General features: G+C 50.4%; 31 protein-coding genes. 26 read left to right on the forward strand and 5 right to left on the reverse strand.

The window, feature by feature from the left end:
• Window position 1: 1 nt before the first annotated feature.
• Complete coding sequence (gene ihfA, locus A6301_RS00445; RefSeq protein WP_005968881.1) at window positions 2-298, forward strand: integration host factor subunit alpha; 297 nt, start codon at window positions 2-4, stop codon at window positions 296-298.
• Window positions 299-414: 116 nt separating this feature from the next.
• Here the strand turns inward: ihfA and A6301_RS00450 are convergent, their stop codons facing one another.
• A complete protein-coding gene (locus A6301_RS00450; RefSeq protein ID WP_234256839.1) occupies window positions 415-1,410 on the reverse strand; it encodes a tyrosine-type recombinase/integrase in 996 nt (331 codons plus the stop codon).
• Between the two features lie 133 nt (window positions 1,411-1,543).
• Window positions 1,544-1,825 carry a helix-turn-helix transcriptional regulator gene (locus A6301_RS00455; protein ID WP_234256840.1) on the reverse strand — a complete coding sequence of 94 codons (282 nt, stop codon included), beginning with the start codon at window positions 1,823-1,825 and terminating at the stop codon, window positions 1,544-1,546.
• Between the two features lie 122 nt (window positions 1,826-1,947).
• Here A6301_RS00455 and A6301_RS00460 point away from each other — a divergent pair, with 122 nt between their 5' ends.
• The 7 genes from A6301_RS00460 to A6301_RS00490 all read left to right on the forward strand — a co-directional run bounded on the left by A6301_RS00460 (window position 1,948) and on the right by A6301_RS00490 (window position 7,754).
• Window positions 1,948-2,223, forward strand: a complete 276-nt coding sequence (locus tag A6301_RS00460) for a regulatory phage cox family protein (protein WP_234256841.1) — start codon at window positions 1,948-1,950, stop codon at window positions 2,221-2,223.
• Window positions 2,220-2,555 (forward strand): hypothetical protein, encoded by a 336-nt coding sequence (locus tag A6301_RS00465; RefSeq protein WP_234256842.1) that lies wholly within the window; start codon window positions 2,220-2,222, stop codon window positions 2,553-2,555. Before A6301_RS00460 ends, A6301_RS00465 begins: the two co-directional genes overlap by 4 nt.
• 9 nt (window positions 2,556-2,564) lie before the next feature.
• On the forward strand, window positions 2,565-3,125 hold the full coding sequence (locus A6301_RS00470) for a 3'-5' exonuclease (RefSeq protein WP_234256843.1): 561 nt from the start codon (window positions 2,565-2,567) through the stop codon (window positions 3,123-3,125).
• A gap of 258 nt (window positions 3,126-3,383) precedes the next feature.
• Window positions 3,384-6,086 (forward strand): toprim domain-containing protein, encoded by a 2,703-nt coding sequence (locus tag A6301_RS00475; protein ID WP_234256844.1) that lies wholly within the window; start codon window positions 3,384-3,386, stop codon window positions 6,084-6,086.
• A 336-nt stretch (window positions 6,087-6,422) separates the two neighbouring features.
• Window positions 6,423-6,662, forward strand: a complete 240-nt coding sequence (locus A6301_RS00480; protein ID WP_234256845.1) for a hypothetical protein — start codon at window positions 6,423-6,425, stop codon at window positions 6,660-6,662.
• Between the two features lie 101 nt (window positions 6,663-6,763).
• Window positions 6,764-7,366 carry a hypothetical protein gene (locus A6301_RS00485; protein WP_234256846.1) on the forward strand — a complete coding sequence of 201 codons (603 nt, stop codon included), beginning with the start codon at window positions 6,764-6,766 and terminating at the stop codon, window positions 7,364-7,366.
• Between the two features lie 10 nt (window positions 7,367-7,376).
• Entirely contained in the window at window positions 7,377-7,754 is a 378-nt protein-coding gene (locus A6301_RS00490) for a type II toxin-antitoxin system YafO family toxin (protein WP_234256847.1), read from the forward strand.
• Window positions 7,755-7,797: 43 nt separating this feature from the next.
• Here A6301_RS00490 and A6301_RS00495 read toward each other — a convergent pair whose 3' ends face one another.
• Genes A6301_RS00495 through A6301_RS00505 form a run of 3 tightly spaced genes read right to left on the reverse strand, consistent with a single transcriptional unit; the run spans window position 7,798 to window position 10,927 of the window.
• Complete coding sequence (locus A6301_RS00495) at window positions 7,798-8,127, reverse strand: ogr/Delta-like zinc finger family protein (protein WP_234256848.1); 330 nt, start codon at window positions 8,125-8,127, stop codon at window positions 7,798-7,800.
• On the reverse strand, window positions 8,127-9,146 hold the full coding sequence (locus A6301_RS00500; RefSeq protein ID WP_234256849.1) for a phage portal protein: 1,020 nt from the start codon (window positions 9,144-9,146) through the stop codon (window positions 8,127-8,129). Before A6301_RS00500 ends, A6301_RS00495 begins: the two co-directional genes overlap by 1 nt.
• Complete coding sequence (locus A6301_RS00505) at window positions 9,143-10,927, reverse strand: terminase large subunit domain-containing protein (protein ID WP_234256850.1); 1,785 nt, start codon at window positions 10,925-10,927, stop codon at window positions 9,143-9,145. The genes A6301_RS00500 and A6301_RS00505 overlap by 4 nt, the downstream gene beginning before the upstream one ends.
• A gap of 143 nt (window positions 10,928-11,070) precedes the next feature.
• On the opposite strand from A6301_RS00505, the gene A6301_RS00510 reads away from it, so the two are divergent.
• From A6301_RS00510 to A6301_RS00600, 18 genes are all read left to right on the forward strand, one after another.
• The gene (locus A6301_RS00510) at window positions 11,071-11,892 is read left to right on the forward strand and encodes a GPO family capsid scaffolding protein (RefSeq protein WP_234256851.1); all 822 of its coding nucleotides are present in this window, start codon (window positions 11,071-11,073) and stop codon (window positions 11,890-11,892) included.
• A 31-nt stretch (window positions 11,893-11,923) separates the two neighbouring features.
• The gene (locus A6301_RS00515) at window positions 11,924-12,952 is read left to right on the forward strand and encodes a phage major capsid protein, P2 family (RefSeq protein ID WP_234256852.1); all 1,029 of its coding nucleotides are present in this window, start codon (window positions 11,924-11,926) and stop codon (window positions 12,950-12,952) included.
• Window positions 12,953-12,964: 12 nt separating this feature from the next.
• On the forward strand, window positions 12,965-13,678 hold the full coding sequence (gene gpM, locus A6301_RS00520) for a phage terminase small subunit (protein WP_234256853.1): 714 nt from the start codon (window positions 12,965-12,967) through the stop codon (window positions 13,676-13,678).
• 1 nt (window position 13,679) lies between these two features.
• Window positions 13,680-13,871: a hypothetical protein gene (locus tag A6301_RS00525; RefSeq protein WP_040084450.1), complete on the forward strand. Its 192-nt coding sequence runs from the start codon at window positions 13,680-13,682 to the stop codon at window positions 13,869-13,871.
• Between the two features lie 92 nt (window positions 13,872-13,963).
• A complete protein-coding gene (locus A6301_RS00530; RefSeq protein ID WP_234257169.1) occupies window positions 13,964-14,416 on the forward strand; it encodes a head completion/stabilization protein in 453 nt (150 codons plus the stop codon).
• Window positions 14,413-14,913, forward strand: coding sequence for a phage tail protein (locus A6301_RS00535; RefSeq protein WP_234256854.1), 501 nt, complete (start codon window positions 14,413-14,415; stop codon window positions 14,911-14,913). The genes A6301_RS00530 and A6301_RS00535 overlap by 4 nt, the downstream gene beginning before the upstream one ends.
• Entirely contained in the window at window positions 14,910-15,590 is a 681-nt protein-coding gene (locus A6301_RS00540; protein ID WP_234256855.1) for a phage virion morphogenesis protein, read from the forward strand. The genes A6301_RS00535 and A6301_RS00540 overlap by 4 nt, the downstream gene beginning before the upstream one ends.
• Window positions 15,591-15,607: 17 nt before the next feature.
• Complete coding sequence (locus tag A6301_RS00545; protein ID WP_234256856.1) at window positions 15,608-16,750, forward strand: DUF2586 domain-containing protein; 1,143 nt, start codon at window positions 15,608-15,610, stop codon at window positions 16,748-16,750.
• Window positions 16,747-17,202 (forward strand): DUF2597 family protein, encoded by a 456-nt coding sequence (locus A6301_RS00550; RefSeq protein ID WP_234256857.1) that lies wholly within the window; start codon window positions 16,747-16,749, stop codon window positions 17,200-17,202. The genes A6301_RS00545 and A6301_RS00550 overlap by 4 nt, the downstream gene beginning before the upstream one ends.
• 9 nt (window positions 17,203-17,211) lie before the next feature.
• Window positions 17,212-17,505, forward strand: coding sequence for a phage holin family protein (locus tag A6301_RS00555; RefSeq protein WP_234256858.1), 294 nt, complete (start codon window positions 17,212-17,214; stop codon window positions 17,503-17,505).
• Window positions 17,502-17,843, forward strand: a complete 342-nt coding sequence (locus A6301_RS00560; protein ID WP_234256859.1) for a M15 family metallopeptidase — start codon at window positions 17,502-17,504, stop codon at window positions 17,841-17,843. Before A6301_RS00555 ends, A6301_RS00560 begins: the two co-directional genes overlap by 4 nt.
• Window positions 17,843-18,199: a hypothetical protein gene (locus A6301_RS00565; protein WP_234256860.1), complete on the forward strand. Its 357-nt coding sequence runs from the start codon at window positions 17,843-17,845 to the stop codon at window positions 18,197-18,199. The genes A6301_RS00560 and A6301_RS00565 overlap by 1 nt, the downstream gene beginning before the upstream one ends.
• 132 nt (window positions 18,200-18,331) lie before the next feature.
• The gene (locus A6301_RS00575) at window positions 18,332-18,589 is read left to right on the forward strand and encodes a putative phage tail assembly chaperone (protein ID WP_234256862.1); all 258 of its coding nucleotides are present in this window, start codon (window positions 18,332-18,334) and stop codon (window positions 18,587-18,589) included.
• Between the two features lie 8 nt (window positions 18,590-18,597).
• Window positions 18,598-18,777: a hypothetical protein gene (locus A6301_RS00580; RefSeq protein ID WP_234256863.1), complete on the forward strand. Its 180-nt coding sequence runs from the start codon at window positions 18,598-18,600 to the stop codon at window positions 18,775-18,777.
• Window positions 18,777-20,789 (forward strand): phage tail tape measure protein, encoded by a 2,013-nt coding sequence (locus A6301_RS00585; RefSeq protein WP_234256864.1) that lies wholly within the window; start codon window positions 18,777-18,779, stop codon window positions 20,787-20,789. Before A6301_RS00580 ends, A6301_RS00585 begins: the two co-directional genes overlap by 1 nt.
• Window positions 20,789-21,124, forward strand: coding sequence for a DUF2590 family protein (locus tag A6301_RS00590; protein ID WP_234257170.1), 336 nt, complete (start codon window positions 20,789-20,791; stop codon window positions 21,122-21,124). The genes A6301_RS00585 and A6301_RS00590 overlap by 1 nt, the downstream gene beginning before the upstream one ends.
• On the forward strand, window positions 21,114-22,298 hold the full coding sequence (locus A6301_RS00595) for a baseplate J/gp47 family protein (RefSeq protein ID WP_234256865.1): 1,185 nt from the start codon (window positions 21,114-21,116) through the stop codon (window positions 22,296-22,298). Before A6301_RS00590 ends, A6301_RS00595 begins: the two co-directional genes overlap by 11 nt.
• Window positions 22,291-22,923, forward strand: a complete 633-nt coding sequence (locus A6301_RS00600) for a phage tail protein (protein WP_234256866.1) — start codon at window positions 22,291-22,293, stop codon at window positions 22,921-22,923. The genes A6301_RS00595 and A6301_RS00600 overlap by 8 nt, the downstream gene beginning before the upstream one ends.

Here is a 22,923-nt window from a genome sequence, read left to right on the forward strand (position 1 = left end):
TATGGCGCTTACTAAAGCTGAAATGTCAGAATACCTGTTTGAGAAGCTCGGGCTGAGCAAACGGGATGCCAAAGACCTAGTCGAGCTATTTTTTGAAGAAGTTCGTCGCGCTTTGGAAAATGGCGAGCAGGTCAAGTTGTCAGGTTTTGGCAATTTTGATTTGCGAGACAAGAACCAACGTCCTGGACGTAACCCAAAAACTGGCGAAGATATTCCGATTACGGCGCGCCGTGTGGTCACGTTCCGTCCGGGGCAAAAGCTGAAAAGCAGGGTAGAGAACGCCTCTCCCAAAGAGTAATTGTGTCACTCAAAAAGGCCGCGTAAGCGGCCTTTTCCTTTGGCTGTAACCTTGCTGAATACCGCAAACACGCTTACAGCACTGCCTTTAACGCCATTAAAAGCTATTTAAAAACACTAGGGTGTGGACTTTATGTGGACACTCCCACCGAGTGGATTCAGGTTAATAGCATCTTGCAAAAACTCTGGCGCAAAATGCGCGTAAACCATCGTTTGTTCAATCCTGCTATGCCCGAGTATCCGCTGTAATGTGATAATGCTTCCCCCGTTAATCATGAAGTGAGTAGCGAAGCTGTGCCTCAAGGAATGGGTTGCCTGGCCAGAAGGTAAATCAGGCTTTACCTGTTTCAGTATTTCTCTGAATAGGCTGTAAGATGCATCGGGAAACAGAAAACCTTTCTTGTCACCCACCAATTCCCGCGCTACTTCAGCGGAAATTGGCACTGTTCTGGGTTTGTTGGTTTTTGTCTTAACAAATGAGACTCGGTTATGGACGACATTTTCAGCTTTCAGCTTCGCGGCTTCTCCCCAGCGTGCCCCTGTGCTTAGGCAAAGAACGGCGATCAATCGGTTATCTCCACTTAACTGACTTAGCAGTAAAGCGATCTCGTTTGCTGTGAGATATCCTGTTTCTGGTGTTTGTTCTTTGAGACGCTTGATTCCCCTGAAAGGATGCTCCCCCATAAACAATTCAGCCTCAATTAATGAGGTGAACATACCGCCCAGAGTCGTAAGCTCACGATTAATAGTGGAGGGTTTGACGCTTTGCGCTCTGCGACTTGCACAATACTGTGCTATCACAGTGCGATTTACTTGGCAGGCGCTTAAATCGGTCGTCATATCAATAAAACGCTCTATCTTGCGTAAGTATGATTTTCCGTGTTCTTCATGCATTCCGGTGTATTTCCACCAAATAGCTTTCAGTTCAGACAACTGGCGTTTATCAATCGGTTTGGCTAACCACTCTTTATCGTGGTGATTAAACTGGACGTGTTTTTCAAATGCTGTAGCTTCGCTCTTCTTATCAAATTTCCTGCGGATACGCTTTCCGTTGCGTCCAGCAGGCCTAATATCCACTTCATATCGCCCATCATCGAGTTTCTTGATTGTCATAAGAAAACCCTCCGATTGGTACATCTACTCTTTGTTCTTAGCTTGGTGTGGTTGTATGGCGGATATTTAGCTGTCAATAACATGCATTTTTCGTGCATATAATCGCGATAAATAGTCAGCCAGTCTTTTGGTCTTAGCGCTGCGAGGTTGTTATATCTTGCCCATAGTGTGCGAGCGCCGGCGCTATTTGTCCGGATTCTGGATATGTTTGGTCAGTCATGAACCACATTGCATATTTGTTGAACTGTGGGTGTTGCAAAATTTTCATCATCACGTCAGTTGGGGGGATAGTCCTCCCACTTTCGTAATATGTGAGGGAACTGTAAGGAACCCCTGTAATTTCAGCAAATTGCTTTCTATTTAGCCTTTCCGACTCACGAATAAGCGCAAGCTTTTCGCTGATTGCTGTTGACATGTTTTCGAGATCCTCTAATATTATTCGAAATGTTCTATCTGATTTCATGAAGTTCTAAAGTTCACTGAGACACATTAGAGAACATTGAAACCCATTAAGCAGATCAAGACGAAGGTTAACAGATGCGAAATCAAATTGTCATTGGTACGGATGCAATTCCATACCAAGAGTTTGCGAAACTCATTGGTAAAACGCCTGCTGCTGTCAGGGGAATGATTGAGAAGGGGAAGTTGCCAATTGTTGAAATGACTGACCCGCAGTCAACTTCTGGCCGAGCTGGAGAATATTGGATCTATTTACCTGCATGGAATGATGGCATGAAATTAGCCTATGAAAGCCGCCCGAAAGAAATTCGTGATGGTTGGTTGATGTGGCTAGGATTAGGTGAACCGTCATGAAAGCTAAGTACGCCACGCTTATTCGCAGTCTTCTGAAAAATTATCATGAGCAGGTAAAAGCGATTGAAACAGAAAATTACTCTGTTCATAGCGATAACCTGCAAATAATGGAATTGGGTTTAAAACTGGCTAAATGTCTGGAAGGTCTTACATTAATGGCTCGGTTTAATAACGAGTATGAAGACTATTGCGAGATACATAAAATCACCATGATGGCGTTTGGTGGTGATATCCCTTCATGTGAAAATATTTCTAGCATTGTCTCGTTTACTAAATTTTCATCAAATAATGAAGAAAATACTATTAAGAAATTTACCACAGTTAAACGTTAAGGATGATATATGCAACATTTAATGATTGATATTGAAGCAATGGATGATAAACCTACCGCTGCAATTACCGCTATTGCTGCTGTGTTTTTTAACCCTGAATCTGGCGAAGTGGGTAAAACCTTCTACCGCCGTATTAGTCTGGATGATGCGATGAGCCACGGCGGAACGGTAAGCGCTGAAGCGATTACCTGGTTGTTGCGCCAGCCAGCCGCTGTGCGTGATCAACTGCTGGATGATGATTGTCAGGACATCGAATTGGCTATCTGTGATTTCTATGAATTTGTTAATGAAAATACGGATTACCAAACGGTTAAGTTATGGAATTCATGCCCATCACTACATAGCTCTGTTTTGCGAAATACGTTAAGCAAATTCGCAGGTCAGTGTTTCACTTATGGTAATGAACAGTCGGTGCTCACAATAGTTGAATTAGCCACTGCGCTTGGTTTGAATATGGAAAGTATTATTCCCTATGCTTTTGACGGGAACGCATACAGTAAAGCCATTCATAACATAAAGGTTGTTTCTTATGTTTGGACGTATCTTATAAAAATAGCCAGTGTGAAATAACGATGCTGACGGTGACCTCTCATGCAAGTGAAAGTGTCATGGTTAAGGCATTTTCAGTGCTAACAGAATATTACAGTGGCAAAAAGGTATATCAGGTTATAAAACCGCATCATTATTTCTCGGTGCATGTCTCTTATCGTTGGCGATTACTCAGTAAAGATAAAGGCAGGCATTGGGAGTTAATGACCCATGAGCGATATAATAAACAATACCGAATATAGCTTTTAGCTTTTTGCACTTTTTACATCTGGAATAATTATGAATGCCACAATACAGCAGGACGTTGTGCGTCGGCTCGTTCGGGATTTTGAATTTAAAGTTAAAGATGGAAATAAATACTTGCAGCAGGGTGTGTGTCCTTCCTGTCATAAACGTGAGTTATTCACCAGTATAGATAGCCCCTGGATACTGAAGTGTGGCCGTGAAAACAACTGCGGTAAGGAAATACCGGTCAAGGAGTTGTATCGGGATATCTTTGAGGACTGGTCAACGCGCTACCAGCCTACACCTGAAACACCCAATGCCACCGCTGAGGCCTATCTGCGAGAAGCGCGTGGGCTGGATACCAGTAAACTGGCTGGCTGTTATACCCAGGGAACTTTCATCAAGAATGGCCTCGGTAGTGCCACGGTGAAGTTTAAGCTGGCGAACGGCAGCGGTTGGGAGCGCATCATTGACCAGCCTGATCGCTTTGACCAGAAAGCCAATTTCATCGGCAATTATGCGGGTTACTGGTGGGAATACCCCGGTCTGGATTTGTCCGAGCAGAAAGAAATATGGATCACCGAAGGTATTTTTAATGCCATCGCACTCAATGAAGCAGGGAAGGCATCTGTTGCTACGCTCAGTAGCGTCAACTATCCAAAGGCGCTGCTTGATATGTTGGCTGACATTCTCGTAGATAAGCCCCGTCCACGGCTGGTATGGGCGTTTGATGATGATAACGCTGGCCGCAGCCATATCATCAAATTTGCACGTCGTGCCAGGGATGCTGGCTGGGAAGTATCGGCTGCGCTGCCTTCTGAATTCGGTTCTTCTCTGGACTGGAATGATCTGCTGTTACGTGAGCGCCTGTCCAACAAAGACCTGTCGAAATACCGTTACTACGGCAGGCTATTACTGGCAGAAAGCCCGTCAGCTAAAGCGATGGAGATGTACCATGAAAACAGTTGGCACAGTTTTCATTTTATTTTTGCTTCACGCACCTATTGGTTTGAACTGGATTTTGAAAAATACAGTAAAGCGCTAAGACGTTTGCAGGAGACTGAAGGTGAATTTGATGAAGTTAAGTTGCAGGAGCGAGCATTACGTGAGTCTAATGGACTGGAGGAAATAGCGAACTGCGTTATGCAACCACTCTATTATCAGACATCCAAGCCAACTGATGAGGCCTGGTATTACATCCGGGTGAAGTTGCCGGATGGATCGTCGGTTAAAAGCACGTTTACAGCCAGTCAACTGACCAGTGCCGCTGAGTTTAAGAAGCGTCTTCTGCATATGGCAAAGGGCGCACTCTTTACCGGAACAACCAAACAACTCGATCGCATTATTCGTTCGCTGCTGGCCATTAAAGAAGTCAAAACGATGGATTTTATTGGCTATAACAAGGCACATGGTTCCTGGGTGTTTAACAATCTGGCCGTCAGCAATGGCCAGTTGTATGCCATTAACGATGAAGATTACTTTGATATAGGTAAGTTACCACTGAAAAGCCTGAGCCTGAGTCCATCGCTGGTTCTTAACGAAAATTTGCAGCAGTTTGAAATCGCATGGCTTGACGATTTATGGACAGCCTTTGGTGAGAAGGGATATATCGCGCTGGCTTTCTGGTTCGGGTCTTTTTTTGCAGAGCAGATCCGTATGCGTAATAAGAGTTTCCCGTTTCTGGAAATTAACGGTGAGCCGGGTACAGGGAAATCTACGCTCATTGAGTTCCTGTGGAAGCTGTGCGGCCGTGAGGAATACGAAGGTTTTGACCCTTCCAAGTCATCCGCTGCGGCGCGTGGCCGTAACTTTGTGCAGGTAGCCAATCTGCCTATCGTCCTGATTGAAGGCGATCGTGATGAGTCAGGCCGTCCGGCGAGAAACCGAGCTTTTGACTTTGATGAGCTGAAATCGCTCTATAACGGTCGTGCGCCACGTGCACTGGGGGTTAAGGCCAATAACAATGAAACGTATGAGCCGCCCTTCAGAGGCAGTGTCGTGATAGCCCAGAACGCTGAGGTTAAAGCATCTGAGCCGATTCAGACACGTATTATCCATGTTTATACTGACAAGTCAGGACAAAGCCCGGAAACGCTACGTGCGGCTGAAAGCCTTGAGAAAATGCCGATGGAGAAGGTTTCCGGCTTCATGCTGAAAGCCGTTCTGGCCGAAAAGAAAATCCTTGAAGAGTATGATCGTGAGTTTGAAACAGCGAAGGAGGAGTTTCGCCAGCATGAGGAAGTTCGTATCCAGCGTATTATCAAATGTCATTCTCAGATACTGGCGTTTCTTGCAGTGTTACCTCTGGTTATCCCTGTTTCGTCGTCACGTCTGGCTCTGACCCGGAGCTATATGTTCCGTATTGCTTCTGACCGTCAGAAATCCATACAGCGTGATAAGCCACTGGTTCATGAGTTCTGGGAGATGGTGGAATACCTTGATGAACGTGAAGAGTTTGGCGTCAATCATTCTGAAAATGAGCATTTCTGGGCAATTAACTTTAACCATATTGAAGAAGTTGCCTCAACCTACAAACAGAGTTTCAGGGTTCCACTTAATGAAATTAAAGAGCAACTGAAGGAAGGGAAGGTCTATAAATTTATCGGTCCTAAGTCTGTCAGGAGCCTGGTTAGTAAAAGATTCAATGCGGGTAAAACCTACGGTAAAAAAATGTCTGATATTTATAAATGCTGGGTTTTTGAAAAACCGGATTCAGGTGGCCGAAGAGTGCAATTTGACGATGATGAGGATGAATGAAAACAGCATGTTGTCATCACGGGATGTTTACTGCTGGCTCTTCAGCAGAGAGAAATAATATTGACGTGCGCTTTTGTCCGGGGTTATGGTTATCGCACAGCGGCAAAATCCGCTGTCGGGATTGAGACCCCGGATTGAACGAGTGCGCACAACCGCGCTAGGCGGTTTTTTTGTGTGCTGACCAGACTCACCCCAAATTATGGTGGGCTGGCAGGGGCAGCGAAAGCTGCGCCGGCTTGCGCTCTTCACCGGTAGTCTCAACCCTGTCAGTTCACCACCCCATAAGATTGAGACCTTCTGCGGTGGTGTTTATCCTTAAAGATTGAGGGAAACACAATGTACACCCATCTTATAACTGAAGACGCCCATGACCAGTTATCCCGCGCTCAACGTGCTATTGGTACGTTGTCACTTCTGCTTATGTCGTATGGTGAAAACCAGGACGGCATGGTAGACGGCCAGGATGTTGCTTGCCTGCTGGACTACATCCGGGAGGATATCATCGCCGGACTGGATGGATGTGAAGAACGCTCACGCCCACCTTCTGCGACTGTCGAACCGCTCAGAGTGATATAGCGATACCGCCTGGCTCTGTATGATGCGGGCTGGGCGAACTGAGGTAGAGTTTCAGACGGTGATTTTCTGCGCTATGATGTTCTTAAAGTACGGAGGTAATTATGTTGCAAGAAATGACCAGTAACAGGGTTAACCAGATTGCTGCTGCATTTGCGCTAGCGTTGGCGCCAGTTCCGGCCACATCGCTGGGAAATAATGATGTCTACAGTACGGTGGGGACAAATACCACACTCAGTGCTAATCCTTATGAATTTGCTTTTGTTCCTGTCGAGCAGGCAACCGTATTCTTGATCCAGGAAACTGAGCGGCTCAACATGCATTTGCGGTTGCTGAAGATGGAATGGGAAAATAAGCAAGCCCCTATTGAACTGGGTAAACAGTCTCCATTAGCGCAAAAACACTTTTTAAGTGAAATGCATAAACGTGCGGATCTGGCCAAAGGTTTTCTGGCCGCAGCCAGGATCGCGGTTCAACGTGATGAAGTCAGAAAAGACGCAGCAGTTTTCGCACAGGTGAAAAAGTTTGCGCGTTCTGCCTCTGGCTTGCTTTATGGGATAGAAGATTTTTTATCGTTCATTGAGCAGACGCATCCCCCTGTTGCCACCACGGATGTTCTCAGCCACCTTGATGCGTTAGATGTTAAGGCCGCTATCCGTGCTGAACATAAAACGCTGGGGTTAGGTATCCCATCGTTTGATCGCTAAGGGTGACTGCGTGATTACTGTGACCGTTCATCCTGATGTTGAACACCCTGCTATAGCCGCAGAATATGCTTTAGCCATGCAAAACTGGAAGAATGGTGCTGCCAGGCCAGCCGTCTTTGGCAGTGAAGGACGATGGGAAGAAAACCCCCGCTTGATGGCATCCGGTATCCATAAAATTCATATTCTGTTACCCGGCGAACCGCAGTGGCCGTCTCATTTGCCTGTCATAAGGCGGCATTCTAATAACTACCTTGTTTATGCGCGTCATGAATGGGATGAAACGAAGTACCAGATTATCAGCATTATGGCGCCGAACGCGCATGAGCTGGCCAAAACGTCATTTTTGGGCGAATTGGAGAGGCGGGCTGAAGCGTTCCACGCTTCCTGATTATTCGTCAAACTACAACCCCGTATAATACGGGGTTCGTCACTTAGGCAACTGCCGCACCTGTCTGATTCAGGAACTTCAACATTAACTGCTTTTGCTGGCCATTAAGGCTGTTGCAGATCGTGGCGATCAGGGCGTCGTTGGATTTTGCGCTGGGGCTGATGGTATGTGAGAACGTCATATTCAGCACGAAGGTATGGCCACATTCAACATCGGTACAGGAGCAATATAAATCAGACAGTTCCTTGTGCTTCCGTGCTGTTTTTTTAATTATTGCTCTTGCCTCGCATATCGGACAAAAAATCTTCATTAATCGCGTATCCCTGGCTTTGGAAGTCTGAAAACGATGATATTTTAGTCTTTTTACGAACATTAATCACCTTCCTGCTCGTGGTCTGCCATGAAATTCAGGTGTAAATACGCGGGGATATCCTGCTGTTTTGCCACTGCGGCGGCAAACATGCGTTGAATTGGCAAAATTTCGGCTTTCTTATAGGTTTTTGCCGCTTTTTCGATATCACCCATGACGGCGCCATTTGTGGGGATAATCCCCGCCAGGCCTGCCGGAAAGCGATGAGCGGTCAGCACGTCCTGCGCACTGATGCTTTTTACGTTCTGAAATTCATCTTTGGCGCTGATGTCGCCGATCGGGATAAATTTGATGCCATCCGGATCGCCTTTGGGGATATTCACAAACATGGTACTGAAGTTCCCGATCCCTTTTGAATGCTCGAGCTTCTGAATAATCGCTTCTTCCACTTCATCGGTCATGTTTGGGTCGGTGGAGTAGAGCAGGCCGCCAGTGTGAGCGCCGTTATGGTAGTAACGACGACGGAAAATAGTGGCTTCACCATTTAGCAGGGCGGAGTGAATTCCGCTGATGTAATCCGGGAGGCCGTAGATCGCTTGTTGTGGATCGTACTGCTTGAGGAAAACAATATCCTCGGGGGGGTAAATCATCGGTTCGCCCTGTTGCAGCACGACAAATTCCCCGGTTTTGCGCTGGCGCGTGTACAGCGCCGGCAGCGGGTAGAGATCAATAACATCACCCCAGCCGTTCCGTACTTTCAAAAGGGCGACATCACCAAACGTCAGCCAGTCAAAAATGGCTGCGCCAAGTTGTTCGTGTGTGAGTCCGCCATTTTTATAGTCTGCCGTTATCATGTTGCGCCTGGCATATAACACGCCGCCATGCTGTGCGCTCAGGTTCACCAGTTGCGCCAGTGCCAGGCGCTCGATCGGCAGCGTCCAATGCTGTGCTTCATTATCATACCAAACGTCCGTATAGTTCGTGCCGGTCGTCAGTATGGGTTCTGGTTTACCCAGCGTAATCAGGCTCATGTGGCGCGGTTTAGCGACGTTATTACGCGCCTGATATTTCCGTTTTTTCATGCTGCTTTCCCTAAGTTGCCCCAGCGTGATGATCGCTGATTGCTGTGATCCAGTGGTTCGTTATCAATCGCGTGGGCAATAGCCCAAAAACTGTCGGCGTGGCCAGTTTCGACACTGCGATCGGCAACGAACGTCATGGCGTTACCGCTGGCCGTTGAGGTGCGACGTATGGTCATAAAACTGGCAGCGATTTCGGTTTTCTCTTTATCCCATTCCACGCGGCCATCTTCGATAACGTCGATCATCTTCATCACCAGCCTGTTTTTAGTCTCTACGCCGTAGCGGATAGCTACAGCCTGGCGCATGGCGAAATGTTGAATGCTTTCAAACACGCCCGTCCCCAGCCCCGTGATATCCACGCCGATATAAGTGATGTTGTACTGGCCAAACAGCTTTTTAATCTGTGCCGCCTGCCAACTCCAGTTCATCCCCTGCCAGTGAAATACGCGCAGCACGCGAAACTTCTCGACGACCAACACGGGCGGCGCAACGATCACAAAGGTTGAGGTATCGCCACTGCGTGCCGGATCATAACCAGCCCAGACCTCACGGTTGCCAAAGGGACGTGGCAGGTTTTCGTCATGGTCTTCCCAGATATCAGGGTCAACACAGCAACGCTCGACGTGAGAGAACGAAAACACGCTGTCTTTGCTGTCCACAAACACGCACATATAGAGCATGTTGAAGGTATCGCGGTTGTAGCGGTTGCGTAGCTTCTCGATGTTGGCCAGATTAAAACCGCCATTAATGGCATCTTCCATCGTGATGATGTATCGCCACTGGCCATCCGGGCATAAGCGCCCGCCATCACGCAGCTCCTTCTCTGTCGGAAACGTGATCTTCGCCCGTTTTTTATCGCCCCGTTTCCATTCTTCCCCCGTCCAGAACGGGTACGCCTGGTGCGTTTTGCTGCTGGGTGTCGAAAAGTATGTTGTGCGCCATTTGTCGTGTGTGGCCATCGCACTGGCCACCTCGTTCAATTTGGCAAAATTGGGAACCCAGAAATATTCGTCACAGTACAAGTGGCCGCTGTAAGACTGTGCCGTATTCTTATTCGTAGACAGAAAGCGCATTTCTGCGCCATTAGACAGGCGGATTGGGTTGCCGGTGAGTTCCACACCAAAATACTGTTCGGCAATGTTGACGATGTAACTACGAAATACTTCCGCCTGTGCTTTCGATGCAGACAAAAATATTTGTGGATCGCCGGTCATCACCGCATTTTCAAAGGCCTCAATCGAAAAATACCAGGTGGCGCCAATTTGCCTACTCTTTAATATATTTCTGATTTGTTGACCGATATTGGCACGCAGGTGTTTTTGATAACCGAAAAGATGTTCATCGGCGAACGCATCAAAATCTTCCTGCGTCAGCTTACTAATATCGTTCTTTTTATATTTCCCGCGCTTACGTGGCTTATCATCGTTATGGGAGTGACGGGTGTCAGATGTACCGGCATCGTTATTTTTAATTTCAGCCAGTTTCTCACTGTGTTTATTCTGTTGCGCACGTAATTTCACCAGATGCGCGACCAGGCTATCCAGTTCACGCAGCTCTAACTCAGATTTACCTTCACGTAGCGTTAACGTCTGGATGCGCCGGGTTAACGCATCTTCAGTAGACTCATGGCTCAGTAACTCCGCCCAGCAGTGTTTTTCCGCCCAATAATAGACGATACGCCTGTTGGGCAGGTTTAGTTCACTGGCGATTTCCTGCGGGGTGTAATGCTTTAAATAAAGCGCCCGCGCAACGCCTTTTAATTCTTCGCTGTATTTTGCCATTCAGACATTATGCATTGGCTTTTTTATATTAAATCTGTCTTTGATTCGGAACGGTTCGGCTAGCGGTATATATCCGAATTAAAACCGATGCGTATATCACCGCTATTGTTGATACTGAGTGCAGCAGTAGAAACGGAGGCACTATGTCAGGCTCACAACTGGCAACAAATTGGATTTGTATCGCTACTGCGGGTGAAACGGTTGATAAAAGAACTATTGAAGAACAATGGTTATTGGATTCTGCGGAGCTTTATGACCCCTCGTTATATACCGCGCTGTTATGGCCGGAGCATACCCGTAATTTCGGGAACATGGGGGAAGTGCTGGAAGTAAAAGCAGAGCGAGATGATGAGGGTATTTTACGTTTATATGCCCGTCTCTGTCCTGCTATGGCATTACTTCAAGCGAATGCCACCGGACAGCTTTTATTTTTATCGCCGGAGTTTACACTGGATGGGAATTTTCGGAATACCGGTAAAACTTATTTGGAAGGGCTGGCCGTAACGGATAGCCCTGCGGGGATAGGTACAACCAGGCTACGTTTCAGCCGCACGAAGGGAAAACGCATCGGTCCATATAAGCCGCTGGCGTTTGATGAAATCAGGGAATTTAAAAAGGAAAAGGGAATGTCAAAAGCGAAAAAAGGTTGGCGCCATTTTTTCAGTATCGAAGAGTCAGAACCAGAGCAAAAACCTGAAGACGATCCCGCATCATCGGACGCGTTGCAGGCGATGGCCGATGCACTGGCTGCGCTGGAAGACCGGGTAACGGCGATTGAAACCGCGATGTCCGATGTGCAGGGCGATGTGGACACCGTGAAAGACGTGGTGGACACGGAAGATTTTGCGCGTCTGGTCGGCAACCTGCCGGAACTGGTGAAGGGCTTCAGCAAGCTGAATGAGAAAGTCACCAAACTGCCGAATAAGCAGTTCAGCAAGGATAAAAAAGGCTTCAAATTCCTGTAAGGGATGATGCTTTTCTTGAAGGAAAAAGAATATGCAATTAAATGCAAAAGCCCGTGAGTTCCTGCTGAAGTATCACGCTGGGCTGCGTGAGGCTTATAGCGCGACTGACGCAGAACGCTGGTTTGCGTTGTCTGATCCCAAAGAAACCCAACTGCGTAATGCGCTGTTGGAACAGACTGATTTCCTGAATCTTATCACTGTTGCTGATGTTGACCAGTTGCAGGGGCAAGTGGTTCCCGTGGGCAGTTCTGGCCTGTATACCGGGCGCGTGCTGGATGGTCGCTTCCGTAAGAAAGTGGGCGTGAGCGGCAATGACTACAAATTGGTCGAGACGGATTCCTGCGCCGCGCTGACGTGGCAACTTCTTTCTGTCTGGGCTAACGCTGGTGATGAAAATGAATTCTTCCAGCGTGTTCAGGAGTTCACCAATCAGGCGTTTGCGCTGGATATGCTGCGTATCGGCTTTAACGGTAAATCTGTTGCGGATACTACAGACCCGGTGAAAAACCCGAACGGCGAAGATGTGAACAAAGGCTGGCATCAGATTGTAAAAGAGTGGGAAGACGGCCAGCAGATCATCACGGATTCGGTTGAACTGGATGGTGACGGAAAAGGGGATTATGTCTCGCTGGATGCGATGGCGTCTGACCTTATCAATAGCAAAATCCCGGCGCAGTACCGTAATGATCCACGCCTGGTGGTGTTGGTCGGTGCTGATTTGGTCGCTGCCGAGTCATTTCGTTTGTATCAGAAAGCTGACAAGCCAACGGAGAAGATCGCCGCGCAATTGCTTTCTGACAGTATCGCTGGCCGCACGGCCTATATTCCGCCGTTTATGCCGGGCAAACGTATGATCGCTACTACGCTGCCAAACCTGCATATCTATACGCAACGTGGTACTCGCCAGCGTAAAGCGGAGTTTGTTGAAGACCGTAAACAATACGAAAACAAATACTTACGCAATGAAGGTTACGCTGTTGAGTATCCGGAATTGTATGCGGCATTTGATGAAAGCGCGGTCACTATCGGGGCGTCAGTTTCTCCGCAGACAGCGCCGTAACAAAGGGAATTGATGATGCTATCACCGGCACAACGTCACACTGCGCGTATTGCTGCGGAGCGTTTATTACGCCAACAACAATCGCTGGATAGCGAAACCAGTCTGCACATTCAGATTGTTGCGCTGGAGAAGGATGTTGCTGCGGCGTCAGCCGTAGAAAGCCGTGCAGAGCGCCAGGAATACAAGCGTGATGTTCTGTTGCCGCGTTGGATGCCAACGGCACAGGTCTGGCTGGATGGTGACAGCGTTCATCAAAACCCTGTTTTTGCCTGGTGTGTTATCTGGCTGTTTGACACCGGCCAGTTTGATCAGGCGCTGGACTGGGCTGATGTGGCCATTCTACGGGGGCTGGAAACCCCGCCCACGTTTGGCAGTACGTTCCCGGTGTTTGTGGCAGACACGGTTTTATCCTGGGCGGAAGTGGAAGCGGCCGCTGGGCATGATGTTGAACCGTACTTCAGCCGCACACGGGATAACGTTATGCAGCACTGGAAAGTGTATGACGTCATTAAGGCCAAATACATGAAGTTTTCTGGTCTGTATCTGTTACGTGATGAGAATGGCGAACCACGCGCAGCGGCAACGGATGACAGGGATGTATTGCTCCAGGCAAAGGGTTTACTGGAGTACGCGAAGGGATTCGACCCTAGATGTGGTGTCGGCACGATGTTGCAGCGTATTGCTGCACGTCTGCGGGCGCTGGAAAAAGAGTCTATTGGAGTGTGATATGTCGTTTAAGCATGAGTTAGGTCAAGTTGTTGAAGTATCCATTAGTGGTGAAGAGGGTCACATCAAGGCTCGCGCTGAATATACCAATAGTTGCAACCAGTATTTGATCCACTACCAAACTGCTGACGGCCGCGCATCTGATGCCTGGTTTGAAGAAGGTGAGATTCAAGCCGCAAAACGCGGCGAATAAGGCTACCGACCCGAAAGCGGGCGCGGTGGAGGGGATCGCTTTTGCGTATCGCCCGTGGAAACCGGCCAGCCCGCTTTTTCCGGAGAAACAGGATGTTCAGCGGAACCTCAATTAATTTTGACGATGCCACTCTGGTCAATGATGGTTTTTGGCCTGATTTGAGCGTCCAGGATTTTCAATCACAACGCACCATTCCGGCTGATATCGATATGGCCACCATTCGCCAGGCTCTGCTGACCGCAGCCGGTGAAATCAATGATGATCTGATGAGCGTGGCGGATAAATACCGCTATGGGGGACATACCTGCGCCATCGATGTTCCTGGCATAGAGATTGACGGCGAAAACCTGCTGTGTGCTCGTTATCGCAAAGCTGTTTTTGCCCGGGCTAAAGCAGACCTTATGGGGGAGTTTGCCTCTGTTGGGCGTCGTGAAAGCCATCCCGGCCAGGAAAGTGATGAGACTCGTACCAGTTTGATCGCGGAATCTACCTTTGCCGTTCGGCGTATCAAGGGGCTGAAACGTATTACGGTGGCCATGGTATGAGCCAGTTAGATGCCTTGACCGCATTTGTTACCCAAAACCTGCCAAAGCGAGTGATGCAGGGCTTTGACAGTTTCATGGATGAAATCAGCTTTATCAGCGCCCAGCGGGATTTAGGCGAGGGGCAGTATCAGCTAGCGGTGATGCAGTTTGATGCGGTGCTGAGCTGGGAGCGCTGGCCGTATCGGGAGTGTGATCCGAAAAATCTGTGTGCGCTGCTGCTGGTCTGGCAAGCAGAGCAGGACGAACAGCCCTTTATGGATGCGGGGCTGGACAGGGAACTGCCCACGCTGGATGTGGACGTTATCGATCAGGATACCGCCACCGTGGTGGTGTCTGCCAAGCTGGCGGCGTCGCTGTCCATCATTGAAGACGATAACGGCATTATTCCGTTTGACGGTAAGCGCTGGCGTCTGACCGAGCCTGAAATCTGGTTTGCCACGGAAGCGCATGTTTTTGGTGCAGATGAAACCGGCGCAGCGATTGGGCAACCGGCGTGATTACGGGTCAGCTCAATGCCGAACAGGCTAAGGCACTGCGCCAGCGGCTGAGGCAATTAGATCTGACACCGCCAAAACGTCGGCGGTTGCTCTGGCGAGTGGCGAAATATGGCGTGGTCGCGGCAGCAAAGCGCCATGTCAGGCAGCAGCAGTCGCCGGACGGCAGGCCGTGGACACCACGGCAATCCAGGCGGCGCGGCAAGATGTTACGCAACATGCCTAAATTGCTGCATATCCGCGAAATGCCGGAGATCGACGCGGTGCGCATCTATCTGCATGGCGGCGGATATCGCAACGGGAATAGGCCGGTTCCGGCTGGCGTCGTGGGGTATGGCCAGCAAAACGGGATGCGTGTGACGGTCAATCGACGCCAGGCCATGCAGCAACAAGATGATCCGGGGCAGGATGCCGCCGCCACGTTACGCCAGACCAAGCGACTGCGTAAGTTGGGATACAAGACGCGAAACGGTACACGCTGGCGTAAGCCGGGTTATGCAGAGATCCAGGCGACACTGACCAAGCAGAAGGCGGGGGTGATTATTCGCAGTATGGAAGGGCGTCCGCCGAAAACATCGTGGTCTGTTGATGTGCCTAACCGTGAGTTTTTGGGTATCAGTCAGGATGATTTAAACACGGCGATGGAGAAACAGATCCAGGCCATAGGATACGGGACATAGCCCGTTAATGAGGGAATATGAGTTGGCCAACGGTACAGATTAACCAGGTTAACCAGCTACAGGGCGAAACAAACGAGGTTGAACGGGTGGTGCTGTTTGTCGGACTGGGAACGGGAAAGGACAAAGTAGCCAAAACCGTGCCGGTGAATACCCAAAGCGATCTGGATGCGTTGCTGGGTGAGACTGATTCTGTGCTGAAACGCACGGTAAACGCGGCGATGTTGAATGCGGGGCAGAACTGGAGCGGCTTTATCAGCCTTCTGCCAAAAGACGTACCCGCCGAGGGAATGGATACGATTTGGACGGACGCCGTAAAAGCGGCGCAGCAGGTAGCCAGCATTGAAGGGGTTGTGCTGACGCTGGGCGCAACCAAAGACACGATCGCGGCAGCGGCCAGCCTGCGGGCAGAGTTGATCGCCACGTTTGGCCGCTGGGTGTGGTTCATTCTGGCTGTAGACGGTGTGCAGGCCGGTGAAGAGTGGGCGAGCTATTTAGCGCGATTAAGTACGTTGCAGGCCAGTGCGGCTGCGCCCGCTGTGCAGCTAGTTCCACGTCTGTGGGGTAATGAACCTGGCGTATTGGCAGGGCGGCTGTGCAACCGCGCTGTAACGATTGCTGACAGTCCGGCACGGGTGCAAACCGGTGCGTTGCTGGAAATGGGTGCTACCGCTCTGCCTGTGGATTCAAAGGGGGCGGTGTTGGATTTGGCCACGTTGCAGGCGCTGGAAGCGCTGCGCTACAGCGTGCCAATGTGGTATCCCGACTACGATGGCTATTACTGGTCGGATGGTCGCACGTTGGATGTGGAAGGCGGGGATTATCAGGCAATTGAAAACCTGCGCATTGTCGATAAGGCTGCACGGCGTGTGCGCTTGCAGGCAATTGCCAAGATTGGCGATCGCAGCCTGAATAGCACGCCAGGCAGTATCGCGGCAAACCAGGCGTATTTTGCCAAAACGCTGCGTGAAATGTCCCGCAGCAGCCAGATTAATGGCGTGACGTTCCCTGGCGAAGTGAAGCCGCCGCAGGATGGCGACGTGGTGATCACCTGGCGTACAAAATCCAAAGTGGAAATTTACATCACGGTACGTACTTACGAATGCCCGAAAGGCATCACGGTGAGTTTGATTCTGGATCAGTCGCTGGAGGGGAGCGCATGACGAAACGGATTTCAGGCCAGTCGTTTGATTTCAACATGGATGGCGATCTGGTTCACGTTGAAAAAGTTGGCCTGAGTATTACGGACAATACCGCCGCCGCGCAAACGCAGGGTGTCCCCGATGGCTGGGTGGCGGGGGATGTGGCGGCAGAAGGGGAAATGGAGTTCAGTACCAAGAGCCTGGCCATCATTACCGCGAAGGCGCGTGGTGCGGGGTCATGGCGCGGTATCGAACCGGTGGATCTGATGTGGTACGCCAAAGCCGGTAACGAAGAAATTAAGGTGGAGGCGTTCGGCTGCAAGCTGATTGTGAGCGATATTCTCGACAACGATCCGAAAGGCGGCAGTGTGGTAACGCACAAAATCAAATATGTGGTGACCAGCCCTGATTTTGTGCGCATCAACGGCATTCCGTATCTGGAATCGGAACTAACGGAAAAACTCATCGGGTAAGGAAGCCCCATGCAGGAATATGAAAAGAATGTGCTCTGGCTGGTTGTGCTGGGTGGGTTAATCGCGATCGGCAAGGTGCTGGCCAGCGATGAGAAAATCACGCCGCGTCTGTTCGTCGGCCGTGTGATTTTGGGATCGGCGACGGCATTAGCGGCAGGGGCGGTGCTGGTCTGGATACCAGGCTTATCACCGCTGGCCGTGACGGGATTGGGGGCGGCGTTCGGCGTGGCGGGTCACCAGGCGGTTGAAATCTGGCTGCGTCGCAGGGGAAGCAGCTTGTTAACAGGGAGCGAGAAAAAATGAAGTTACTGGAAAAGCAGCAGCGCTTTACCCAAATGACCGCACGCTTAATTTCGTGGGCGGAGGAGAACGGCTATCAACTGACGTTCGGTGAGGCTTATCGCACGCCGGAACACGCGAAGCTGAACGCCAAGAGCGGAGCAGGGATTGCCAATAGCTTACATACGCAGCGTTTGGCAGTGGATTTTAACCTGTTTATCAATGGGCAATACCAGACGCAGACTGAGGCGTATTTGCCGCTGGGGGAATATTGGGAATCGCTGGGCGGCAGTTGGGGCGGGCGCTTTACATCCCGTCCGGACGGCAACCATTTTAGCGTTGAGCACAACGGGGTGCGCTGATGGATAAGCCCTGGCTGATTGGTGTGGTGTTGGCTGTGGTTTTCGCTGCGGGCTGGCAGGTGGCCAACTGGCAGCGCGATAGTGTGGAGTTGGCCGTTACGGCTGCGGCTACCGCAGCGGGTGAACAGTCCCGCCAGGCAATGCAGGCTATCGCCAGTCAGTCGGGGCAGAGGCTGGAAAGCCAACTGGAGGCGATACGCAATGCATCAAGCAAGGAAATCTATCGGGAAATCGTTAAGCCGGTTTTTACTAACGTGTGCCTGTCTGACGAGTTTGTCAGCCTGTACAACGCCAGCGTTGAAAGAACCGAACGTGTCTTATCAGGAAAACCTGAAAAAGAAATGTCCGGTAAATAACTTACCGACATTAGCCGGAAATACCGGAACAAATGCGGCTATCCCATTAACAGAGTGGCCGGAAATCTATGCTGATTGTGCCGCACGGCATAATCAATTAGTCGATGAAATGAATCAACGGGAAGAAATAAAATGAGCAAGATTGTATTAACGATTGCAGGGAAAGAATTAACGTTTGAACCGACAACGGTCGCATACAACGGCCTGATTAACGATATGGCGATGGATAATAAAATTGCGCCTGCCGTGACCTATTTACGCCGGATTGTCAGTGCGGACAGTAAAAAGGATTTGGATGAACTGCTGGCGCAGCCAGGTGCAGCATTACAAATCACCGAAGTCATTAATACGCAATATGCGCCGAAGCTGGAAATCGAAGTAAAAAACTAACCGAGCGGGTGCGGGCGATTAATAATAATTTTATCGAACAGGCGTTAACACTCAGGCGGCATTATTTACCGCATGAGACTGACGACACCGATAATTTAGCCCGCGCCGTCTGGTTGGATAATTCGTATTGGGAAAAGATGCGTATTGCTGCCGCAAACGGTATTGCGCTGGCGTTTAAGGGGGATTAATGAGCAGTTTAGATTTCACGCTCAATCTGATTAACAATCTGACTCGCCCTCTGCGCCAGGCACAATCATCGGTTACGGGGTTTGCCGAACGCGCTCAGGCGGCATTTGGCAAAATCGCGGTGGGCGGGACGGGGCTGTTTGCGGTGGGTATCGCAATTAAAGGGGCGCTGCAACCCGCCATCGAAATGCACGATGCGTTAATGGCTGCCTCTGCGCAGGGCGTCAGTGATGAGACATTAAAGCAGGTTGCCGAGAACGGCCTGAAATTCAGTATGCAGTACGGTAAATCGGCGCTGGAATTTGCGCAGTCCACTGAAGTGATCAAGCGTTCGGTGAGTGGGTTGTCTGATAGTGAGTTACCGCGCATGACAACCATCACTAATACCGTGGCCGCTGCGCTGAAGGGAACCACGGAAGACACCACAGAATTTATGGGGCAGATGTTCGCCAACTTCCGCAGTGATGCTAACGCGATGGGGAATGTGGATTTTGCGGAACGGGTAGCCGGGAAAGCGGCGTACATGCGCCAGGCGTTTGACACGGAAATGGCGACGATCAAGGATTTGATGGAAGGGGCAAAGGGCGCGGGGACAAACTTTGGCGTGGGCATGGATGAGCAATTTGCGGTATTGGGTGAGCTGCAACGCACACTCGGTAGTGAGGCTAGCGGATCGTATGAGTCATATCTGACGGGCGCGGCTGAAGGGGCTAAAAAACTGGGGCTGACGTTTACCGATACCAACGGCAAATTACTGTCTATGCCTGCGATGCTGCAAAAACTCCACGCCAAATACGGTGACAGTATCGAAGGGAACCTGAAAGCCCAAAAAGAGCTGGACGAGGCGTTTGGCGGTGGGTCAGCGGTCATCAAACAGCTTTATGGCAACGTCGGTGTATTGCAACGGCACATTACAGAACTGGGCAGCAGCGACGGCATGAAACGTGCCACGGAAATGGCGGAAAAAATGGCCAGTCCGTGGGATCGCCTGGTGGCTGTCTGGTACGCGATGCGGGCAGCGATGGGCGCTACGCTCTTGCCGGTGCTGTATCCGCTGATCAACAAGTTGGCCGATGCGGGACAAACGCTGGTCAGGTGGCAAACGCTGTTTCCCAATATCACCCGCGTGATCGGTTATGCCGTGCTGGCCGTGCTCAGTCTCGCGGCGGCGGGAGCGGTGGCCAATATTGTGATGGGGGTGTCGGCCTTTGTCATGATGGGGTTACGTGGTTTGTGGGCTGGGTTAACGGCGGTAATGAAAATCCATGTCGGCGTCATCTGGCTATATAACAAGGCGGTGCTGGCGTGGTCGGCAACGATGCGGATATTGCGCGGCGTGCTGCTGGCTGTGCGCCTGGCTACGGTATCGGCGGGCATCGCGTTTAATTTCGCGCTGTGGCCGGTTTTGCTGGTTATCGCCGCGGTGGTCGCGCTGACAGCAGGCTGCTATCTGCTGTACCAGTATTGGGATCAGATCGTTGCGGCCGTTTCACAGACGGAGACCTTTAAGACACTGGCGGCGGTAATCCAGATGGTGGCGCTAATCTTTAAAGCCGCATGGATACTGATTGTTGCCGGTTGGGAAAAGGTTGTTGGCGCTATCAGCGATTTCTCGCTGATGGAGACGATGGGGAATATGGTTTCTGGCATCGGTAAATTATTCAGTGGGCTATGGGATGCGCTGCTGAGTTCGTTTTCCAGTACCTACGGCTGGATTGTTGAAAAGTTGAATCACATCCCAGGCGTAAACATTGATATGCCTGCGGCGGCTACATTGCCAGTGCCATCCATGCCCGTTGATATTGCCAAACCACCGGACAATCTGAGCACGGGAAATAATACGTTATTAACCGGTGGGCAGGTAAAAGTCATTGAGCGCGGCGGGTTAAATAAAGAGATCAATAACAACAATAAATCCTACACGGATAACAGTAAGAACTTTGGCAATATCACAATTAATGCAGATAAAGGCATGACGCCGGAACAATTACAGGAATGGGAAGAATTACGCTAATGGATGAGGCGAAGTTTATTGATTTATTAATTACAGGACGTGATTTTAATCTTAATGCCGGTAACGAACCTGTTTTATGTAATAACCGCGTCAGTATCGGGCAGGACTGTGTACACGCCATTATTGAAAGTGGATTAACCACAAAGCTAATTGCTGAACGTAGCCCGACATTACGCGCCGATATCATGACGCAAATCATTATTCTGGTTGAAGACGATGAGCGCATTATTCCAGGTACGGTTGAATTAAGTGAAGAAACGCAAACACGCTTATGGGTAACGGCTGAAACCTATGATTTTGGCCGCATTCAGGTGACGGCTGATTATGACCACTAAACCGCAGATTAATTATGAACAGGCGATGATAGATGCCGGTATGCCGGTCACATCTGAGGCCATCACGGAACAGTTTCAGACGCAGGTCAATGCCGAAGGGCTGGTAACCAATACGTCTCGCATGTCGCCGTTCTGGCGGCTGATTAACGTCATTGTCACGACGCCGGTTTTGTGGCTCAAAGACGTCATGATTAACGTCGTAATGGCCAATATGTTTTTGGCCACGGCGTCCGGCACATTTCTGGACGTGTTCGCCTGGGGCGTCAATGTGAGCCGCAAGCCAGCTACGGCGGCGGGCGGGGCGGTTCGTTTCTTCAAGTTGAACTCTGGCCAGGCGGTATTGATTCCGGCCGGCACGGTTATTCAGACCGAGCGCATTAACAGCCAGGTGTACAGCGTGCGCGTCACTGTCGATACGGCCATTCCCGCAGGCAGCGCCAGCGGGCTGGTGCCGGTGACTGCGACGGATGAGGGCGGGGCGTTCAATCTGGCACCAGGCTATTACCGCATTTTGCCGGTTGGGGTTGATGGTATTGAGCGAGCAGAAAACGAGGAAGGCTGGTTAATCCGTCCTGGTGCCGATCAGGAATCTGATGACGACCTGCGCGATCGCTGCCGCAACCAGTACAACCTGGTCGGTAATTACCACACCGACGCCATTTACCGCAGCATGATTGCGGCTGTGGCAGGGCTGAGCATTGACCGGATTTTCTTTCTGCATGATGCCCCACGTGGAGCGGGTACAGCCAATGCGTATTTATTGCTGGATTCGGGCGTGATTTCCGCGCCGTTTATCACGGCGGTGAATGACTACATCACGACGCAGGGCAACCACGGCCACGGCGATGATATGCAGTGCATGGCGATGCCGGAAACCGTACATGATCTGACGGTTACGCTGTATGTGAACAACCTGGCCAATGTGACCGTCGACGAGTTAAGCGCCTTGCGTAACGGTTGTGAAAATCTGGTGCGCTGCGCGTTTCGGGAAAACAGCGAGTATGACGTTAAGCGGACGTGGCCGTATGACCGTTTTTCATTTTCCAATCTGGGGCGTGAACTGCATCGCGAGTTTGCGCTGATTGATTCCGTGACGTTTTCCCAGGGCGATATCGTCAGCGATCTGAGCGTACCGCGCCTGAGCGAGCTAACTGTGGTGATTGAAAATGCCTGATTTCCGTCAGCAACTGGAAAGCCTGCGCCTGCCGTCGTGGATGGACAAAGGCGAGCCAGCCAAATTACTGCGTGCCAGCAAACGTTACTGGCAGCAGGTGAATGACTGGATGCGCTGGCCGTTGCAGCAGTTGGACGCCGAAACCTGCCCTGTGTCGCTGCTTAACGTGCTGGCCTACCAGCGGGATATTGAGCGGTTTAACGGTGAGCCGTTGAGCCTGTACCGCAAGCGGGTGAAGTGGGCGTTTATCAACGCACAGGATGCGGGCAGCGTGGCCGGTTTTATCCGCATATTTGCCCGGCTGGATGTGGGCGCGGTTGAACTGAAAGAACGCCAAACCGGTTATGAGTGGGATGTGATCCTGGTGCGCATCAATGATGAGCAACTGAGCACGTACAACGCGCTGATGATGAATCTGGTCAGGCAGTACGGCAGGACGTGCCGCCGTTATAGCTTTGACGTACTCAATGATGTAACTGCCAGCGTATACGGCGGAACCTTTTCACACTGCGCTGAGTATTATTCAGCAGACACGGACGTGCGGCACGGACTGGTGATGCACTCGCAGCAGGTTGCTGCACCGGATTTCTCCGCATTGACGGAATATGACACTGCCAGCTTATAA

The sequence above is a fragment of the Pectobacterium sp. IFB5596 genome (genome assembly GCF_021432585.1).
In the GTDB taxonomy this organism is placed as follows: Bacteria; Pseudomonadota; Gammaproteobacteria; order Enterobacterales; family Enterobacteriaceae; genus Pectobacterium; species Pectobacterium punjabense.

Bases quoted from the DNA above. Each gene is read 5' to 3' on its own strand.
- A6301_RS00585 (WP_234256864.1), top strand. From the start codon at position 18,777: ATGAGCAGTTTAGATTTCACGCTCAATCTGATTAACAATCTGACTCGC.
- A6301_RS00530 (WP_234257169.1), top strand. From the start codon at position 13,964: ATGTTCAGCGGAACCTCAATTAATTTTGACGATGCCACTCTGGTCAAT.
- A6301_RS00575 (WP_234256862.1), top strand. From the start codon at position 18,332: ATGAGCAAGATTGTATTAACGATTGCAGGGAAAGAATTAACGTTTGAA.
- A6301_RS00500 (WP_234256849.1), bottom strand. From the start codon at position 9,146: ATGAAAAAACGGAAATATCAGGCGCGTAATAACGTCGCTAAACCGCGC.
- A6301_RS00455 (WP_234256840.1), bottom strand. From the start codon at position 1,825: ATGTCAACAGCAATCAGCGAAAAGCTTGCGCTTATTCGTGAGTCGGAA.
- A6301_RS00550 (WP_234256857.1), top strand. From the start codon at position 16,747: ATGACGAAACGGATTTCAGGCCAGTCGTTTGATTTCAACATGGATGGC.
- A6301_RS00470 (WP_234256843.1), top strand. From the start codon at position 2,565: ATGCAACATTTAATGATTGATATTGAAGCAATGGATGATAAACCTACC.
- gpM (WP_234256853.1), top strand. From the start codon at position 12,965: ATGATGCTATCACCGGCACAACGTCACACTGCGCGTATTGCTGCGGAG.
- A6301_RS00565 (WP_234256860.1), top strand. From the start codon at position 17,843: ATGGATAAGCCCTGGCTGATTGGTGTGGTGTTGGCTGTGGTTTTCGCT.
- A6301_RS00480 (WP_234256845.1), top strand. From the start codon at position 6,423: ATGTACACCCATCTTATAACTGAAGACGCCCATGACCAGTTATCCCGC.
- A6301_RS00560 (WP_234256859.1), top strand. From the start codon at position 17,502: ATGAAGTTACTGGAAAAGCAGCAGCGCTTTACCCAAATGACCGCACGC.
- A6301_RS00555 (WP_234256858.1), top strand. From the start codon at position 17,212: ATGCAGGAATATGAAAAGAATGTGCTCTGGCTGGTTGTGCTGGGTGGG.
- ihfA (WP_005968881.1), top strand. From the start codon at position 2: ATGGCGCTTACTAAAGCTGAAATGTCAGAATACCTGTTTGAGAAGCTC.
- A6301_RS00535 (WP_234256854.1), top strand. From the start codon at position 14,413: ATGAGCCAGTTAGATGCCTTGACCGCATTTGTTACCCAAAACCTGCCA.
- A6301_RS00525 (WP_040084450.1), top strand. From the start codon at position 13,680: ATGTCGTTTAAGCATGAGTTAGGTCAAGTTGTTGAAGTATCCATTAGT.
- A6301_RS00485 (WP_234256846.1), top strand. From the start codon at position 6,764: ATGTTGCAAGAAATGACCAGTAACAGGGTTAACCAGATTGCTGCTGCA.
- A6301_RS00460 (WP_234256841.1), top strand. From the start codon at position 1,948: ATGCGAAATCAAATTGTCATTGGTACGGATGCAATTCCATACCAAGAG.
- A6301_RS00495 (WP_234256848.1), bottom strand. From the start codon at position 8,127: ATGTTCGTAAAAAGACTAAAATATCATCGTTTTCAGACTTCCAAAGCC.
- A6301_RS00505 (WP_234256850.1), bottom strand. From the start codon at position 10,927: ATGGCAAAATACAGCGAAGAATTAAAAGGCGTTGCGCGGGCGCTTTAT.
- A6301_RS00475 (WP_234256844.1), top strand. From the start codon at position 3,384: ATGAATGCCACAATACAGCAGGACGTTGTGCGTCGGCTCGTTCGGGAT.
- A6301_RS00510 (WP_234256851.1), top strand. From the start codon at position 11,071: ATGTCAGGCTCACAACTGGCAACAAATTGGATTTGTATCGCTACTGCG.
- A6301_RS00450 (WP_234256839.1), bottom strand. From the start codon at position 1,410: ATGACAATCAAGAAACTCGATGATGGGCGATATGAAGTGGATATTAGG.
- A6301_RS00590 (WP_234257170.1), top strand. From the start codon at position 20,789: ATGGATGAGGCGAAGTTTATTGATTTATTAATTACAGGACGTGATTTT.
- A6301_RS00545 (WP_234256856.1), top strand. From the start codon at position 15,608: ATGAGTTGGCCAACGGTACAGATTAACCAGGTTAACCAGCTACAGGGC.
- A6301_RS00595 (WP_234256865.1), top strand. From the start codon at position 21,114: ATGACCACTAAACCGCAGATTAATTATGAACAGGCGATGATAGATGCC.
- A6301_RS00600 (WP_234256866.1), top strand. From the start codon at position 22,291: ATGCCTGATTTCCGTCAGCAACTGGAAAGCCTGCGCCTGCCGTCGTGG.
- A6301_RS00515 (WP_234256852.1), top strand. From the start codon at position 11,924: ATGCAATTAAATGCAAAAGCCCGTGAGTTCCTGCTGAAGTATCACGCT.
- A6301_RS00465 (WP_234256842.1), top strand. From the start codon at position 2,220: ATGAAAGCTAAGTACGCCACGCTTATTCGCAGTCTTCTGAAAAATTAT.